This window comes from Streptomyces triculaminicus (genome assembly GCF_017349075.1).
In the GTDB taxonomy this organism is placed as follows: Bacteria; Actinomycetota; Actinomycetes; order Streptomycetales; family Streptomycetaceae; genus Streptomyces; species Streptomyces triculaminicus.
Map to the genome: position 1 here is coordinate 892,618 of NZ_JAFMOF010000001.1, position 13,235 is coordinate 905,852.

At 68.4% G+C, this 13,235-nt stretch carries 14 protein-coding genes; 3 read left to right on the forward strand and 11 right to left on the reverse strand.

Going from position 1 to position 13,235, the window contains the following annotated elements; all coding sequences use genetic code 11:
* Nucleotides 1-2 precede the first annotated feature (2 nt).
* From rpsC to rpsJ, 8 genes are read right to left on the reverse strand one after another with little or no spacing between them, the layout of a single operon-like run.
* Complete coding sequence (rpsC, locus tag J1792_RS04140; protein ID WP_086567293.1) at nucleotides 3-824, reverse strand: 30S ribosomal protein S3; 822 nt, start codon at nucleotides 822-824, stop codon at nucleotides 3-5.
* On the reverse strand, nucleotides 824-1,171 hold the full coding sequence (gene rplV / locus J1792_RS04145) for a 50S ribosomal protein L22 (RefSeq protein WP_031012097.1): 348 nt from the start codon (nucleotides 1,169-1,171) through the stop codon (nucleotides 824-826). The genes rpsC and rplV overlap by 1 nt, the downstream gene beginning before the upstream one ends.
* 43 nt (nucleotides 1,172-1,214) lie before the next feature.
* A complete protein-coding gene (rpsS, locus tag J1792_RS04150) occupies nucleotides 1,215-1,496 on the reverse strand; it encodes a 30S ribosomal protein S19 (protein WP_004950443.1) in 282 nt (93 codons plus the stop codon).
* A 12-nt stretch (nucleotides 1,497-1,508) separates the two neighbouring features.
* Nucleotides 1,509-2,345 (reverse strand): 50S ribosomal protein L2, encoded by an 837-nt coding sequence (gene rplB, locus J1792_RS04155; protein WP_086567295.1) that lies wholly within the window; start codon nucleotides 2,343-2,345, stop codon nucleotides 1,509-1,511.
* 40 nt (nucleotides 2,346-2,385) lie between these two features.
* The gene (gene rplW / locus J1792_RS04160; RefSeq protein ID WP_030368414.1) at nucleotides 2,386-2,709 is read right to left on the reverse strand and encodes a 50S ribosomal protein L23; all 324 of its coding nucleotides are present in this window, start codon (nucleotides 2,707-2,709) and stop codon (nucleotides 2,386-2,388) included.
* On the reverse strand, nucleotides 2,709-3,359 hold the full coding sequence (rplD, locus tag J1792_RS04165; RefSeq protein WP_086567297.1) for a 50S ribosomal protein L4: 651 nt from the start codon (nucleotides 3,357-3,359) through the stop codon (nucleotides 2,709-2,711). The genes rplW and rplD overlap by 1 nt, the downstream gene beginning before the upstream one ends.
* A 7-nt stretch (nucleotides 3,360-3,366) precedes the next feature.
* Nucleotides 3,367-4,011, reverse strand: a complete 645-nt coding sequence (gene rplC, locus J1792_RS04170; RefSeq protein WP_086567349.1) for a 50S ribosomal protein L3 — start codon at nucleotides 4,009-4,011, stop codon at nucleotides 3,367-3,369.
* Nucleotides 4,012-4,024: 13 nt separating this feature from the next.
* A complete protein-coding gene (gene rpsJ / locus J1792_RS04175; protein ID WP_003948644.1) occupies nucleotides 4,025-4,333 on the reverse strand; it encodes a 30S ribosomal protein S10 in 309 nt (102 codons plus the stop codon).
* Between the two features lie 621 nt (nucleotides 4,334-4,954).
* On the opposite strand from rpsJ, the gene J1792_RS04180 reads away from it, so the two are divergent.
* The 3 genes from J1792_RS04180 (at nucleotide 4,955) to J1792_RS04190 (ending at nucleotide 9,125) form a co-directional block, all read left to right on the forward strand.
* Entirely contained in the window at nucleotides 4,955-7,081 is a 2,127-nt protein-coding gene (locus J1792_RS04180) for a PIG-L family deacetylase (protein WP_086567299.1), read from the forward strand.
* Nucleotides 7,082-7,179: 98 nt separating this feature from the next.
* The gene (locus J1792_RS35310; RefSeq protein WP_307842898.1) at nucleotides 7,180-8,184 is read left to right on the forward strand and encodes an ArsR/SmtB family transcription factor; all 1,005 of its coding nucleotides are present in this window, start codon (nucleotides 7,180-7,182) and stop codon (nucleotides 8,182-8,184) included.
* Nucleotides 8,185-8,258: 74 nt separating this feature from the next.
* On the forward strand, nucleotides 8,259-9,125 hold the full coding sequence (locus J1792_RS04190) for a metallophosphoesterase family protein (RefSeq protein ID WP_086567300.1): 867 nt from the start codon (nucleotides 8,259-8,261) through the stop codon (nucleotides 9,123-9,125).
* Nucleotides 9,126-9,233: 108 nt separating this feature from the next.
* Here the strand turns inward: J1792_RS04190 and tuf are convergent, their stop codons facing one another.
* The 3 genes from tuf to rpsG form a co-directional block, all read right to left on the reverse strand.
* Nucleotides 9,234-10,427 carry an elongation factor Tu gene (gene tuf, locus J1792_RS04195; protein WP_086567302.1) on the reverse strand — a complete coding sequence of 398 codons (1,194 nt, stop codon included), beginning with the start codon at nucleotides 10,425-10,427 and terminating at the stop codon, nucleotides 9,234-9,236.
* A 173-nt stretch (nucleotides 10,428-10,600) separates the two neighbouring features.
* Nucleotides 10,601-12,724, reverse strand: coding sequence for an elongation factor G (gene fusA / locus J1792_RS04200; RefSeq protein WP_086567303.1), 2,124 nt, complete (start codon nucleotides 12,722-12,724; stop codon nucleotides 10,601-10,603).
* Nucleotides 12,725-12,763: 39 nt separating this feature from the next.
* A complete protein-coding gene (gene rpsG / locus J1792_RS04205) occupies nucleotides 12,764-13,234 on the reverse strand; it encodes a 30S ribosomal protein S7 (protein ID WP_004950419.1) in 471 nt (156 codons plus the stop codon).
* Nucleotide 13,235: the final 1 nt, after the last annotated feature.

Sequence of the window (13,235 nt, forward strand, 5' to 3'; positions counted from 1 at the left end):
GGTCAGGCCTCCGTTCCGGTGGACTCAGCCGGAGCAGCGGTGGCCTCGGCCTTGGGGGCCTCGGCGGACTGCTGCGGCTTGCGGCCGCGGCCGCCACGCTCGCCACCACGGCCACCACGGGCCGGGCGGTCCTGGGCGCCACCACGCGACGGGCGGTTGCCCGCACGAGCGGCAGCGTTCTCGGCGCGGACCTCGGCGATGTTCTTGACGTCGCCCTTGTAGATCCAGACCTTCACGCCGATGCGGCCGAAGGTGGTCTTGGCCTCGAAGAAGCCGTAGTCGACGTTCGCGCGGAGCGTGTGCAGGGGCACACGGCCCTCGCGGTAGAACTCCGAGCGGGACATCTCGGCGCCGCCGAGACGGCCACCGCACTGGATCTTGATGCCCTTGGCGCCGGCCTTCATCGTCGACTGCATGCTCTTACGCATGGCGCGACGGAAGGAGACGCGGGAGGACAGCTGCTCGGCGACGGCCTGGGCCACCAGCTGAGCGTCGACCTCGGGGTTCTTGACCTCGAGGATGTTCAGCTGGACCTGCTTGCCGGTCAGCTTCTCCAGCTCGCCACGGATGCGGTCGGCCTCGGCGCCACGGCGGCCGATGACGATGCCCGGGCGGGCGGTGTGGATGTCAACGCGGACGCGGTCGCGGGTGCGCTCGATCTCAACCTTCGAGATACCGGCGCGCTCCATGCCCTTCGTCATCATGCGACGAATGGCAACGTCTTCCTTGACGTAGTCCTTGTACAGCTTGTCGGCGTACCAACGGGACTTGAAGTCCGTGGTGATGCCGAGCCGGAACCCGTGCGGGTTAACCTTCTGGCCCATTACCGGGTTCCTTCCTTGCTGCTGACGACCACGGTGATGTGGCTGGTCCGCTTGCGGATCCGGTAGGCACGGCCCTGAGCACGCGGACGGAACCGCTTCAGGGTCGGGCCCTCGTCCACGAACGCTTCGCTGATGTACAGCGACGAAGCGTCCGTGTGGTCGTAGTTGTGCGCGGCGTTGGCAATGGCGCTGTCAAGCACCTTGCCCACCGGCACGCTCGCGGCCTGCGGGGCGAAACGCAGGACCGCCTGAGCCTCCGTGGCATCCATGCCACGGATGAGGTCCACCACGCGGCGGGCCTTCATGGGCGTGACGCGGATGTACCGCGCCTGGGCCCTGGCTTCCATGGTTGTCCCTTCGGTGTCAGTCATAGTCGTTCACACCCCGCCTTTAGCGGCGCTTCGACTTGCGGTCGTCCTTGACGTGGCCGCGGAAGGTGCGGGTCGGCGAGAACTCGCCGAGCTTGTGGCCGACCATCGACTCGGTGACAAACACCGGGACGTGCGTCTTGCCGTTGTGCACCGCGAGCGTGTGGCCGAGCATGGCCGGCACGATCATGGAGCGACGGGACCAGGTCTTGATGACGTTCTTGGTACCAGCCTCGTTCTGAGCGTCCACCTTCTTGATGAGGTGTCCGTCGACGAAGGGTCCCTTCTTGAGACTACGCGGCATCTAAACCCGCTCCTAGCGCTTCTTGTTCGTCTTGCGGCGGCGGACGATGTACTTGTTGCTCGCCTTCTTGGGAGAACGAGTACGACCCTCCTTCTGACCCCACGGGGAGACCGGGTGGCGACCACCGGAGGTCTTACCCTCACCACCACCGTGCGGGTGGTCAACCGGGTTCATCGCGACACCGCGGACGGTCGGGCGAACGCCCTTCCAGCGCATACGGCCGGCCTTGCCCCAGTTGATGTTCGACTGCTCGGCGTTGCCGACCTCGCCAACGGTGGCGCGGCAGCGGACGTCGACCAGGCGGACCTCGCCGGACGGCATGCGCAGGTGGGCGTAGGTGCCCTCCTTCGCCAGCAGCTGGACGGACGAACCGGCCGAGCGGGCGAACTTGGCGCCACCACCGGGACGGAGCTCGATCGCGTGGATCGTGGTACCGACCGGGATGTTGCGCAGCGGGAGGTTGTTGCCCGGCTTGATGTCGGCCGTGGGGCCGTTCTCAACCCGGTCGCCCTGGTTGAGCTTCGCCGGAGCGATGATGTAGCGCTTCTCGCCGTCCGCGTAGTGCAGGAGCGCGATGCGCGCGGTGCGGTTCGGGTCGTACTCGATGTGAGCGACCTTCGCCGGCACGCCGTCCTTGTCGTGACGACGGAAGTCGATCACTCGGTAGGCGCGCTTGTGGCCACCGCCCTGGTGGCGGACGGTCACACGACCGGTGTTGTTACGGCCGCCCTTGCTGTGCAGCGGGCGGACCAGCGACTTCTCCGGCGTGGACCGCGTGATCTCGACAAAGTCGGCGACGCTGGAGCCACGACGGCCCGGGGTCGTCGGCTTGTACTTGCGGATACCCATTTCTCAGTCCTCGTCCGATTCCGGACGATCCAGACCGCCCTTAGGCGGTCGGACCGCCGAAGATGTCGATACGGTCGCCCTCGGCGAGGGTCACGATGGCGCGCTTGGTGTTGGCGCGCTTGCCGAAACCGGTCTTGGTGCGCTTGCGCTTACCCTGACGGTTGATCGTGTTGACCCCGGTGACCTTGACCGAGAAGACCGCCTCGACGGCCTGCTTGATCTGGGTCTTGTTGGCGCGCGGGTCGACGATGAACGTGTACTTGTTCTCGTCCAGCAGCGCGTAGCTCTTCTCCGAGACAACCGGCTTGACCAGCAGGTCGCGCGGGTCCGAGAAGGTCTTGCTGGTGACGACGGCCTCAGTCATCAGGCCTCGCTCCCTTCGGTCTCAACGGCCTTGGGGCCAGACACGAAGGACTCGAAGGCGGCCTGGGTGAAGACCACGTCGTCGGAGACGAGCACGTCGTACGTGTTCAGCTGGCCCGGCTCCAGGATGTGAACCTGGGGCAGGTTGCGGGCGGACAGCCACGCGGCCTCGTCGGCACGCTCGACGACCAGGAGCACGTTCTTGCGCTCGCTGACCTTGCCGATGAGGGCCTTGGCGGCCTTGGTGGACACCGCACCGTCGACCACGCCGGAGACGACGTGGATGCGGCTGTGGCGCGCCCGGTCGGTGAGGGCACCGCGCAGGGCGGCGGCCTTCATCTTCTTCGGGGTGCGCTGCGAGTAGTCACGCGGCACGGGACCGTGCACGACGCCACCACCGGCGAACTGCGGCGCGCGGGTCGAACCCTGACGGGCGCGACCGGTGCCCTTCTGGCGGTAAGGCTTGCGGCCACCGCCGCGGACCTCGCCACGAGTCTTGGTCTTGTGCGTGCCCTGACGGGCAGCGGCCAGCTGCGCGACGACGACCTGGTGGATCAGCGGGATGCTGACCTTCGCGTCGAAGATCTCCGCGGGGAGCTCGACGGTCCCGGCCTTGTCGCCTGCCGGCGAAAGGATGTCAATGGTGCTCATCGTTACCTCAGGCCCCCTTGGCCGCGGTACGGACCAGGACGAGGCCGCCGTTCGGACCAGGAACCGCGCCCTTGATGAGGAGCAGGCCCTTCTCCGCGTCAACGGCGTGGACGGTCAGGTTCTGGGTGGTGACCCGCTCGTTGCCCATGCGGCCCGCCATGCGGAGGCCCTTGAACACACGGCCCGGGGTGGCGCAGCCACCGATGGAACCGGGGGAGCGGTGCTTGCGCTGGGTGCCGTGACCGGCGCCGAGGCCCTTGAAGTTGTGACGCTTCATGACACCGGCGAAGCCCTTGCCCTTGCTCTTGCCCGTGACGTCAACCTTGACGCCGGACTCGAACACGGCAGCGGTGATCTCCTGGCCGAGCGTGTACTCGCTGGCGTCAGCGGTACGCAGCTCCACCAGGTGGCGGCGCGGGGTGACGTCGGCCTTGGCGAAGTGACCCTTGAGGGGCTTGTTCACCTTGCGCGGGTCAATCTCGCCGAAGGCGATCTGGACCGACTCGTAGCCGTCGCTGTCGTTGGTGCGGACCTGGGTGACGACACAGGGCCCGGCCTTGACGACGGTCACCGGGACGACACGGTTGTTCTCGTCCCAGACCTGGGTCATGCCGAGCTTCTCGCCCAGGACGCCCTTAATGTTCTTAGCCATCTCGCGCGTCACCTCAGAGCTTGATCTCGATGTCGACGCCCGCCGGCAGGTCGAGGCGCATGAGCGAGTCAACCGTCTTCGGCGTGGGGTCGAGGATGTCGATGAGGCGCTTGTGCGTGCGCATCTCGAAGTGCTCGCGCGAGTCCTTGTACTTGTGCGGCGACTTGATGACGCAGTACACGTTCTTCTCAGTGGGCAGCGGCACCGGGCCCGCGACCGACGCACCAGTGCGGGTCACCGTCTCGACGATCTTCTTCGCCGAGGAGTCGATGACCTCGTGGTCGTAGGCCTTGAGCCGGATGCGGATCTTCTGTCCCGCCATGGCTACTCAGTAGTCCTGTCTCTCGTAACGCTCTGGGACTCGGTCGGCTGCCTCCGGAGGCCTTCCGGATGCTGCCCTTCCTCACTCCACCTCCGACCCACGCGGTCGGGCGTGTCGCGCCCCTTCCAGCAAAATTCCCTAAGGAATTCCCTGATGAAGGGGTTTGTGGGGGAAGAACACCCACCGAGCGCCTGGTTGGGGCCCCGCTGACGCTTCCCGGAAGATTCCCGTACTTCCGCCCCTCATAAGGGACGACGAGTACTGCGGGACTCGCTTCCAGTCCTCCCGGCGGGAGGCGCGCAGCATCGGCACTCAACCGAGCAACCTGAACAGTGTGCCATACGGTCCCGAAGAGACGCCAATCGAAGCAGAAGACCGTACCCCGACCGGCGCACTTGTCAAACCACCCCGCCGACATACGGGACACTATGGTGCCGAACAACCCGGCATCACGGCCGTCACCCGTTCGGCGGCACGGCCGGGCAGGCCACCCGCCGGTTCCAAGAGTACGAGAAGGCTTTGTCGTGGCTTGGGCAACCCATGTCCGGCCTCCACCGTCTCCCTAACACGCTGGGGCAGCCGGGGGCCGCGCGCGCTGCACGACGGGACGGAGACACTTAGTTGAACATCTCACAGCGCAGGGGCGTATCACGCCGGGCCGTACTCGCCGGTATCACCGCCGTGACGGCGGCGACGGCGGCCGGCTGCAGCGGCTCGAGCTCGGGGCGGGTGGCCTCCCCCGACGCCATGGAGTCCGTGGACCCCCGCGCTACGCAGTCGTTCAACAACGCCAAGGACGCCCTGCTGCTGCAGATCATGGCGCACCCCGACGACGACCTGTTCTTCATGAACCCCGACGCCCAGCACCTGGTCACCGCGGGCGTCCCCGTCGTCTCCGTCTACGTCACCGCAGGCGAGGCCGTCGGCCAGAACTGGATCCCGGGCATGCCCCCGCCCAGGACCGACAAGGCCGCCTACTCCTCCGCCCGCCACCAGGGCCTGCGCCAGGCCTACGCCGAGATGATCGGCAAGGACAGGTTCACCCCCTGGAAGAAGTCCGTGATCGACCTTCCGGGTGGTGTCCGGGCCGAGATCGACGAGCTGACCAACGGCAGACGCGCGGCCCGGCTGATCTTCCTCAACATCGCCATGCTCTCCGCCGGCAACACCCGGCTGCCCCAGCTGTGGGAGCGCCCGTACGCCGTGATGCAGAGCATGGTGGCCACCGGCTCGCCGTGCACCACCGTCAGCAGCTACCGCCACAAGACCCTGGTGGACGCGCTCGCCGGGATCATGGCGAAGTACGAGCCGACGGTCGTGCACACCATGGACCCCGACCCCGACTACCAGGTCCACGACGCCACGCACCCCAAGGACAACGACTACGGGGCGTGCTCGGACCACCGCGACCACACCCCGACCGCCCTCTTCACCTGGAAGGCGCTCTCCCAGTGGGTCGGGGAGACCACCCGGCGGGCCGGGCACCCGCCGCGCTTCACGGTCAACTCCTTCCGCGGCTACTACAACCAGCGCTGGCCCCACAACCTCCCCACCGAGGTCGTCGACGGCAAGCACCGCCTGGTCGAGGCCTACGGCGGCGAGCCCTCCTGGCAGTGCGGCAACACCGCCGGCTGCGGCGACTACGGCCAGGGCGGCGACCGCCCCCTGAAGAACCGCAAGGGCTGGATCCGCTCCACCCACTACCGCTACCCCGGCGCCACCGTCGCCGCCGACAGCGACCGCTCCGGCCGGCTGGAGGCCTACGGCGTCCTCGGCCTGCAGGCCGTGCGCTGGCAGGAGTCCGCCCCCGGGAGCGGCCGCTGGGGCGCGCCGCAGAACCTGGGCGGTGGGCCGCTGGCGCCCTCCCTGGCCGCCGTCAAGGACGCCAAGGGCCGCCGCCTGCTGTTCGCCCTGCGCTTCTCCGGCCTGGAGGGCCAGGGCCGCTCCAACAGCCGCGAGATCGTCGTCCTGGAGCAGCGCACCCCCGGCGGCTCCTTCAAGGCCTGGACGGGCCTGGGCAACCCCGAGCGCAAGACCGAGCGCGGCCGCCGGGTGGGCATGCCCGCCGCCGTCGCCACCCCCGACGGCCGGGTCCACCTCTTCGTCCGCAACGCCGGCAAGGGCCTCTCCAGCCGCGTCCGCGAGGCCGACGGCACCTGGGGCAAGTGGCAGAGCCTGCACGGCCAGGAGATCCAGGAGGGGCTGACCGTCACCCTGGACCGGCAGAACCGCGTCCACGTCTTCGGCGTCGGCCGCGACACCGTGCACCACTGGAGCCAGGAGGCCCCCGGCAAGCCGGTGCGCCACATGCCGCTCAAGGGCCTGCCGGGCCCCGGCGGCGACCGGGTGGGCGCCGCCCTCGGCCCGGACGGCGCGCTCACCGTCGTCTACCGCACGCCGGCCACCGCCGAGCCCGCCGCCTACCGCCTCACCGCCGACGGCTCCGGAACCGACCGCACCACGGGCACCGGCCTGCGCTCCTTCGCCGGCTACGGGGAGCTCTCCGCGGCCACCGTCCCCCGGCGCGGCCGCACCGACTCGATGATGGTCCTCGGCCGCGCGGTGAGCGGCGGGATACAGCTCACCGACGCCGAGTCCGGGGACTCCCCGCTGCTCCCGCCCACCGCCTACGTGCCCGTGGGCTCCCCCGCCCTGCTCACCGACGCGGCCCACCGGCTGTGCGCCGTGGGCCTGAGCCCGGACGCCACCCCCTGGGTGTGGCGCCCGGCGCCGGGCTCCGGCGCCTGAGGCTCCGTACGCGCCGGTTTCACCCGAATGGCCGAGGAGGACCCCTCCTCGGCCACCGCCACGTTCAAGCCGCGCCCCACAGGGGCAATGGCAAGGGCGTGCGCATTCACTTCACGGGCGTCGACCTCGGCCGGATCAGGGTGTCGGCGGAGCCCGACATCATGTGGGAGAACCTGTTGGCCGCCCACATGGTCCAGACGGGCCAGGGGCCCCTGGTCTTCGGGCAGTGGCGCGAGCGGATCCGCGGCCGGCTGACGGACCCCATGCGCCGGCTGCTGGCCCTGGCCCCGCCCCGGGGCTACTCCCCCGACTTCCTCACCCCGCCGGAATCCGCCGAGGGGCTGCGCGACGGCCTCGACGCCATGCTGTCGCTGCCCCGCCGCACCCTCCGCCGCGACCTGGCGCTGCTGACGCCCGACCGCCGTGACCTGCACTTCGTCCGCGCCCTCGCCGAGGGCGAGAGCACGGCCCTGCACGCCCTGGGCGACGGCATCACCGCCTTCCACGACCTGGCGGTGCGGCCCTACCTCGACAAGCTGCGGGAGCACATTTCGGCCGACCGGGCCGCCCGCTCGCAGTCCATGCTGCACAGCGGCGGCGAGCACCTGCTGTCCACCCTCCACCCGGCCGTGCGCTGGAACCCGCCCGTGCTGGAGGTGGCGATCCCCGGCACCGACGAGGACGTCCATCTGGAGGGGCGCGGGCTGAGGCTCGTGCCCTCCTTCTTCTGCTGGCGCGCCCCGACCGTGCTGCGGGATCCGGAGCTGCCGCCCGTACTCGTCTACCCGGTCGTCCACGACCCCGGCTGGCTCCTGGACGTCCACGGCCCACGCGAGCACCGCGGCGAGCCGCCGCTGGCCGCCCTGCTGGGCCGTACCCGGGCCGAGGTCCTGGAGGCCACCGCGCGCGGCTGCACCACCAGCGAGCTCGCCCGCAAGGTGCGCATCGCCATGGCCACGGCCAGCCACCACGCCACCGTCCTGCGGGCCGCCGGGCTGATCACCACGAACCGTACGAACGGCCGGGCGTACCACACCCTCAGCGTCCTGGGCCGGGACCTGCTCAACGGCCGGGGGCCGCTCGCGCGGGGCGGGGCCGGCTGAGCCGCGCGGCCGCCCGGGCCGCCCACGGACCGGCTGCTGACGGACCGTCGGATCGTACGGCCTACCGTAGGCCCATGCAGCAGCCGAATTCGCCCAGCCCAGGCCGACGGCTCTTGGCCGTCAGCGACCTGCACACCGGCATGACCGACAACGTGCCCATCGCCGAATCACTGCGCCCCACCACCGACGACGACTGGCTGATCGTGGCCGGCGACGTCGCCGAGAAGTTCGCGGACGTCGAGCGCACGCTCAAGCTGCTCGCCGGCCGCTTCGCCAAGGTCGTCTGGACCCCGGGCAACCACGAGCTGTGGACGCCCCGCCCGGACCCGGTCGCCCTGCGCGGCCCGGCCCGCTACGAGCGGCTGGTCGAGCTGTGCCGGGGCATGGGCGTGGTGACGCCGGAGGACCCCTGGCCGGTATGGGACGGCGAGGGCGGCCCGGTGGCCGTGGCGCCGCTGTTCACGCTGTACGACTACACCTTCCGCACCCCCACGGCCGCCACCAAGCAGGAGTCGCTGGCCCAGGCCCGGGCGGCGGGCATCGTGTGCACGGACGAGTACCTGCTGCACACCGAGCCGTACGAGGGCGCCGAGGACTGGTGCCGGGCGCGGGTCGCGGCCACCGAGGAGCGGCTGGCGGCGCACGACCCGTCCGTACCGCTGGTGCTCGTCAACCACTGGCCGCTGGTGCGCGAGCCCACGGAGGTCATGACGTACCAGGAGTTCACCCAGTGGTGCGGCACCGTCCTCACCCGGGACTGGCACACCCGGTTCAACACCGCCGCGGTGGTGTACGGCCATCTGCACATCCCCCGGACCACCTGGTACGACGGGGTCCGGTTCGAGGAGGTCTCGATCGGCTATCCGAGGGAATGGCGGCGCCGGGGCCACCCCAAGGGGCTGCTGCGGCAGATCCTGCCGTACGTCCCGGAAGAGGCCTGAGCGGCCGGAAGCGGTCCGGGAAGAGCCCGAAACGGTCCGGGAAAAGGCGAGAGGGCCCGCACACCCGAAGGTGTGCGGGCCCTCTCAGACCGTCAAGTAAGAGAGAACTTACTTGTTGATCTTGGTGACCTGGCCGGCGCCGACGGTGCGGCCGCCCTCACGGATGGTGAAGCGCAGGCCCTCCTCCATCGCGACAGGCTGGATCAGGGAGACGGACATGTCGGCGTTGTCGCCGGGCATGACCATCTCCGTGCCCTCCTTGAGGGTCACAACACCGGTCACGTCAGTCGTACGGAAGTAGAACTGCGGACGGTAGTTGTTGAAGAACGGGGTGTGACGGCCACCCTCGTCCTTCGACAGGATGTAGGCCGTGGCCTCGAACTCGGTGTGCGGGGTGACCGAACCCGGCTTGATGATGCACTGGCCGCGCTCGACGTCCTCGCGCTTGATGCCACGGAGGAGCAGACCGACGTTCTCACCGGCCTGGCCCTCGTCGAGCAGCTTGCGGAACATCTCGATACCGGTGACCGTGGTGGTGGTCTTCTCGGTCTTGATGCCGATGATGTCGACGGTCTCGTTGACCTTCAGGACACCACGCTCGATACGACCGGTGACGACGGTGCCACGACCGGTGATCGTGAAGACGTCCTCGATCGGCATCAGGAACGGCTTGTCGACGTCACGCTCGGGCTGCGGGATGTGCTCGTCGACGGCCGACATCAGGCCGAGGAGCTTCTCGCCCCACTCCTTGTCGCCCTCCAGCGCCTTCAGCGCGGAGACGCGGACGACCGGAGCGTCGTCACCGGCGAACTCGTACTCGTTGAGGAGCTCACGAACCTCGAGCTCGACGAGCTCCAGGATCTCCTCGTCGTCCACCATGTCGGCCTTGTTCAGGGCGACGACGATGTACGGAACACCCGACTGGCGGGCGAGGAGCACGTGCTCCTTGGTCTGCGGCATCGGACCGTCGGTCGCGGCGACCACGAGGATCGCGCCGTCCATCTGGGCGGCACCGGTGATCATGTTCTTGATGTAGTCCGCGTGACCCGGGCAGTCAACGTGGGCGTAGTGACGCGACTCGGTCTGGTACTCGACGTGCGCGATCGAGATGGTGATACCGCGCTGACGCTCCTCCGGGGCCTTGTCGATCTCGTCGAAAGGCGTGAAGGGGTTCAGGTCCGGGTACGCGTCGTGCAGCACCTTGGTGATCGCCGCGGTAAGAGTCGTCTTACCGTGGTCGACGTGACCGATGGTGCCGATGTTGACGTGCGGCTTAGTCCGCTCGAACTTCGCCTTCGCCACTGGGGTCCTCCTGGGAGTGGTTCTGTACGCCTTACTTCGATCGGCGCCAGGGATCTTTGCTGGGGAGCCGGCTGCCGGGGCACCCGCGGCGAAACCTTACGGTTTGCCGTGGTATGCCCCAACAGTCGGTGTCAAGCCTACGGCGTGAGCCTCGTCTGTGGAGACGGAGCTCGTTACTCGCCCTTGGCCTTCGCGATGATCTCCTCGGCGACGTTCCGCGGAACCTCGGCGTAGGAGTGGAACTGCATCGAGTAGCTTGCGCGACCCGAGGTCTTGCTGCGGAGGTCGCCGACGTAGCCGAACATCTCCGACAGCGGAACCAGGCCCTTGACGAGCTTGGCGCCGTGACGGTCCTCCATGGCCTCGATCTGGCCACGGCGGGAGTTGATGTCACCGATGACGTCGCCCATGTAGTCCTCGGGGGTGGTGACCTCGACCGACATCATCGGCTCAAGCAGAGCCGGAGACGCCTTGCGAGCACCCTCCTTGAACGCCATGGAACCGGCGATCTTGAACGCGAGCTCCGAGGAGTCGACGTCGTGGAAGGCACCGTCGAGCAGCGTCACCTTGACGCCGGTCAGCGGGTAGCCGGCCAGAACACCGAACTCCATGGCCTCCTGGCAACCCGCGTCCACGGACGGGATGTACTCCCGCGGGATACGACCACCGGTGACCTTGTTCTCGAACTCGTAACCGTCGCCCTCGAGGGGCGCGATCGCGATCTGCACCTTCGCGAACTGGCCGGAACCACCAGTCTGCTTCTTGTGCGTGTAGTCGATACGCTCGACGGCCTTGCGGATCGTCTCGCGGTACGCGACCTGCGGCTTGCCGACGTTGGCCTCGACCTTGAACTCACGCTTCATACGGTCGACCAGCACGTCGAGGTGCAGCTCGCCCATACCCGCGATGATGGTCTGGCCCGTCTCGTCGTCCGTGTGGACCTGGAAGGACGGGTCCTCCTCGGCCAGGCGCTGGATGGCGACACCCAGCTTCTCCTGGTCGCCCTTGGACTTGGGCTCGATGGCGACCTGGATGACCGGCGCCGGGAAGTCCATCGACTCGAGGATCACCGGGTTCGCGGCGTCGCAGAGGGTCTCACCGGTGGTGGTCTGCTTCAGACCCATGACGGCGACGATGTCACCGGCACCCACCGACTCGATCTCCTCACGCTTGTTCGCGTGCATCCGGTAGATCTTGCCGATGCGCTCCTTCTTGCCCTTCACGGAGTTCTGGACCTGGGATCCAGCCTCCATGCGGCCCGAGTAGACCCGGACGAAGGTGAGCTTGCCGAGGTGCGGGTCGCTCATGATCTTGAAGGCAAGACCGGAGAACGGCTCGTCGTCGGACGGCTTGCGCTTGACGACCTCGTCGGCGTTGTTGACCGCGTGGCCCTCAACGGCCTCGATGTCGAGCGGCGACGGCAGGTAGCGCACGACCGCGTCGAGCAGGGGCTGAACGCCCTTGTTCTTGAACGCGGTGCCACAGAACACCGGGGTGACGGTGACGGAGTCGGCGCCGCCACGGGAGGCCAGCGTGATGCGGCGGATGGCCGCCATCAGCTGCTCCTCGGTGGGCTCCTGGCCCTCGAGGAAGAGCTCCATCATGGCGTCGTCGTGCTCGGCGACACCCTCGAGGAGCTTGCCGCGCCATTCCTCGGCAGCCTCGGTGTGCGTGGCCGGGATGTCGACGACGTCGTACATCTCGCCCTTGGCAGCCTCGGCGGACCAGACCAGAGCCTTCATCTGGACGAGGTCGACCACGCCCTTGAAGTCGGCCTCGGCACCGATCGGCAGCTGCATGACCAGCGGAACCGCACCGAGGCGGTCGACGATCATGTCGACGCAGCGGTGGAACTCGGCACCCGTACGGTCCAGCTTGTTGACGAAGCAGATACGCGGCACGCCGTAGCGGTCCGCCTGACGCCAAACGGTCTCGGACTGGGGCTCAACACCGGCGACGCCGTCGAACACCGTCACGGCACCGTCGAGCACGCGCAGCGAACGCTCCACCTCGACGGTGAAGTCGACGTGGCCCGGGGTGTCGATGATGTTGATGGTGTGGTCGACGTCGTTCAGCGGCCAGTGGCAGGTCGTCGCGGCAGACGTGATCGTGATGCCGCGCTCCTGCTCCTGCTCCATCCAGTCCATCGTGGCAGCGCCGTCGTGGACTTCACCGATCTTGTACGAAACACCGGTGTAGAACAGGATCCGCTCGGTGGTGGTCGTCTTGCCCGCGTCGATGTGGGCCATGATCCCGATGTTGCGGACCTTGGCCAGGTCAAGCGAAGTGGTGGCCATATGGCTCAGTCTTCTCTCGGTTCTCGATGGGGGTAGCGACTACCAGCGGTAGTGCGCGAAGGCCTTGTTGGACTCGGCCATCTTGTGCGTGTCCTCACGCTTCTTGACCGAGGCGCCGAGACCGTTCGAGGCGTCCAGCAGCTCGTTCATGAGGCGCTCGGTCATGGTCTTCTCGCGACGGGCGCGGGAGTAACCGACCAGCCAGCGCAGCGCCAGGGTGGAGGCGCGGCCCGGACGGACCTCGACCGGCACCTGGTAGGTGGCGCCACCGACACGGCGGGACTTGACCTCGAGAGCCGGCTTCACGTTCTCGAGAGCGCGCTTGAGGGTGATGACCGGGTCGTTGCCGGTCTTCTCGCGCAGACCCTCCATGGCGCCGTACACGATGCGCTCGGCGGTGGAGCGCTTGCCGTGCAGGAGGATCTTGTTGATCAGCGACGTCACCAGGGGGGAGCCGTAAACCGGGTCGATGATGACCGGGCGCTTCGGGGCGGGGCCCTTACGAGGCATT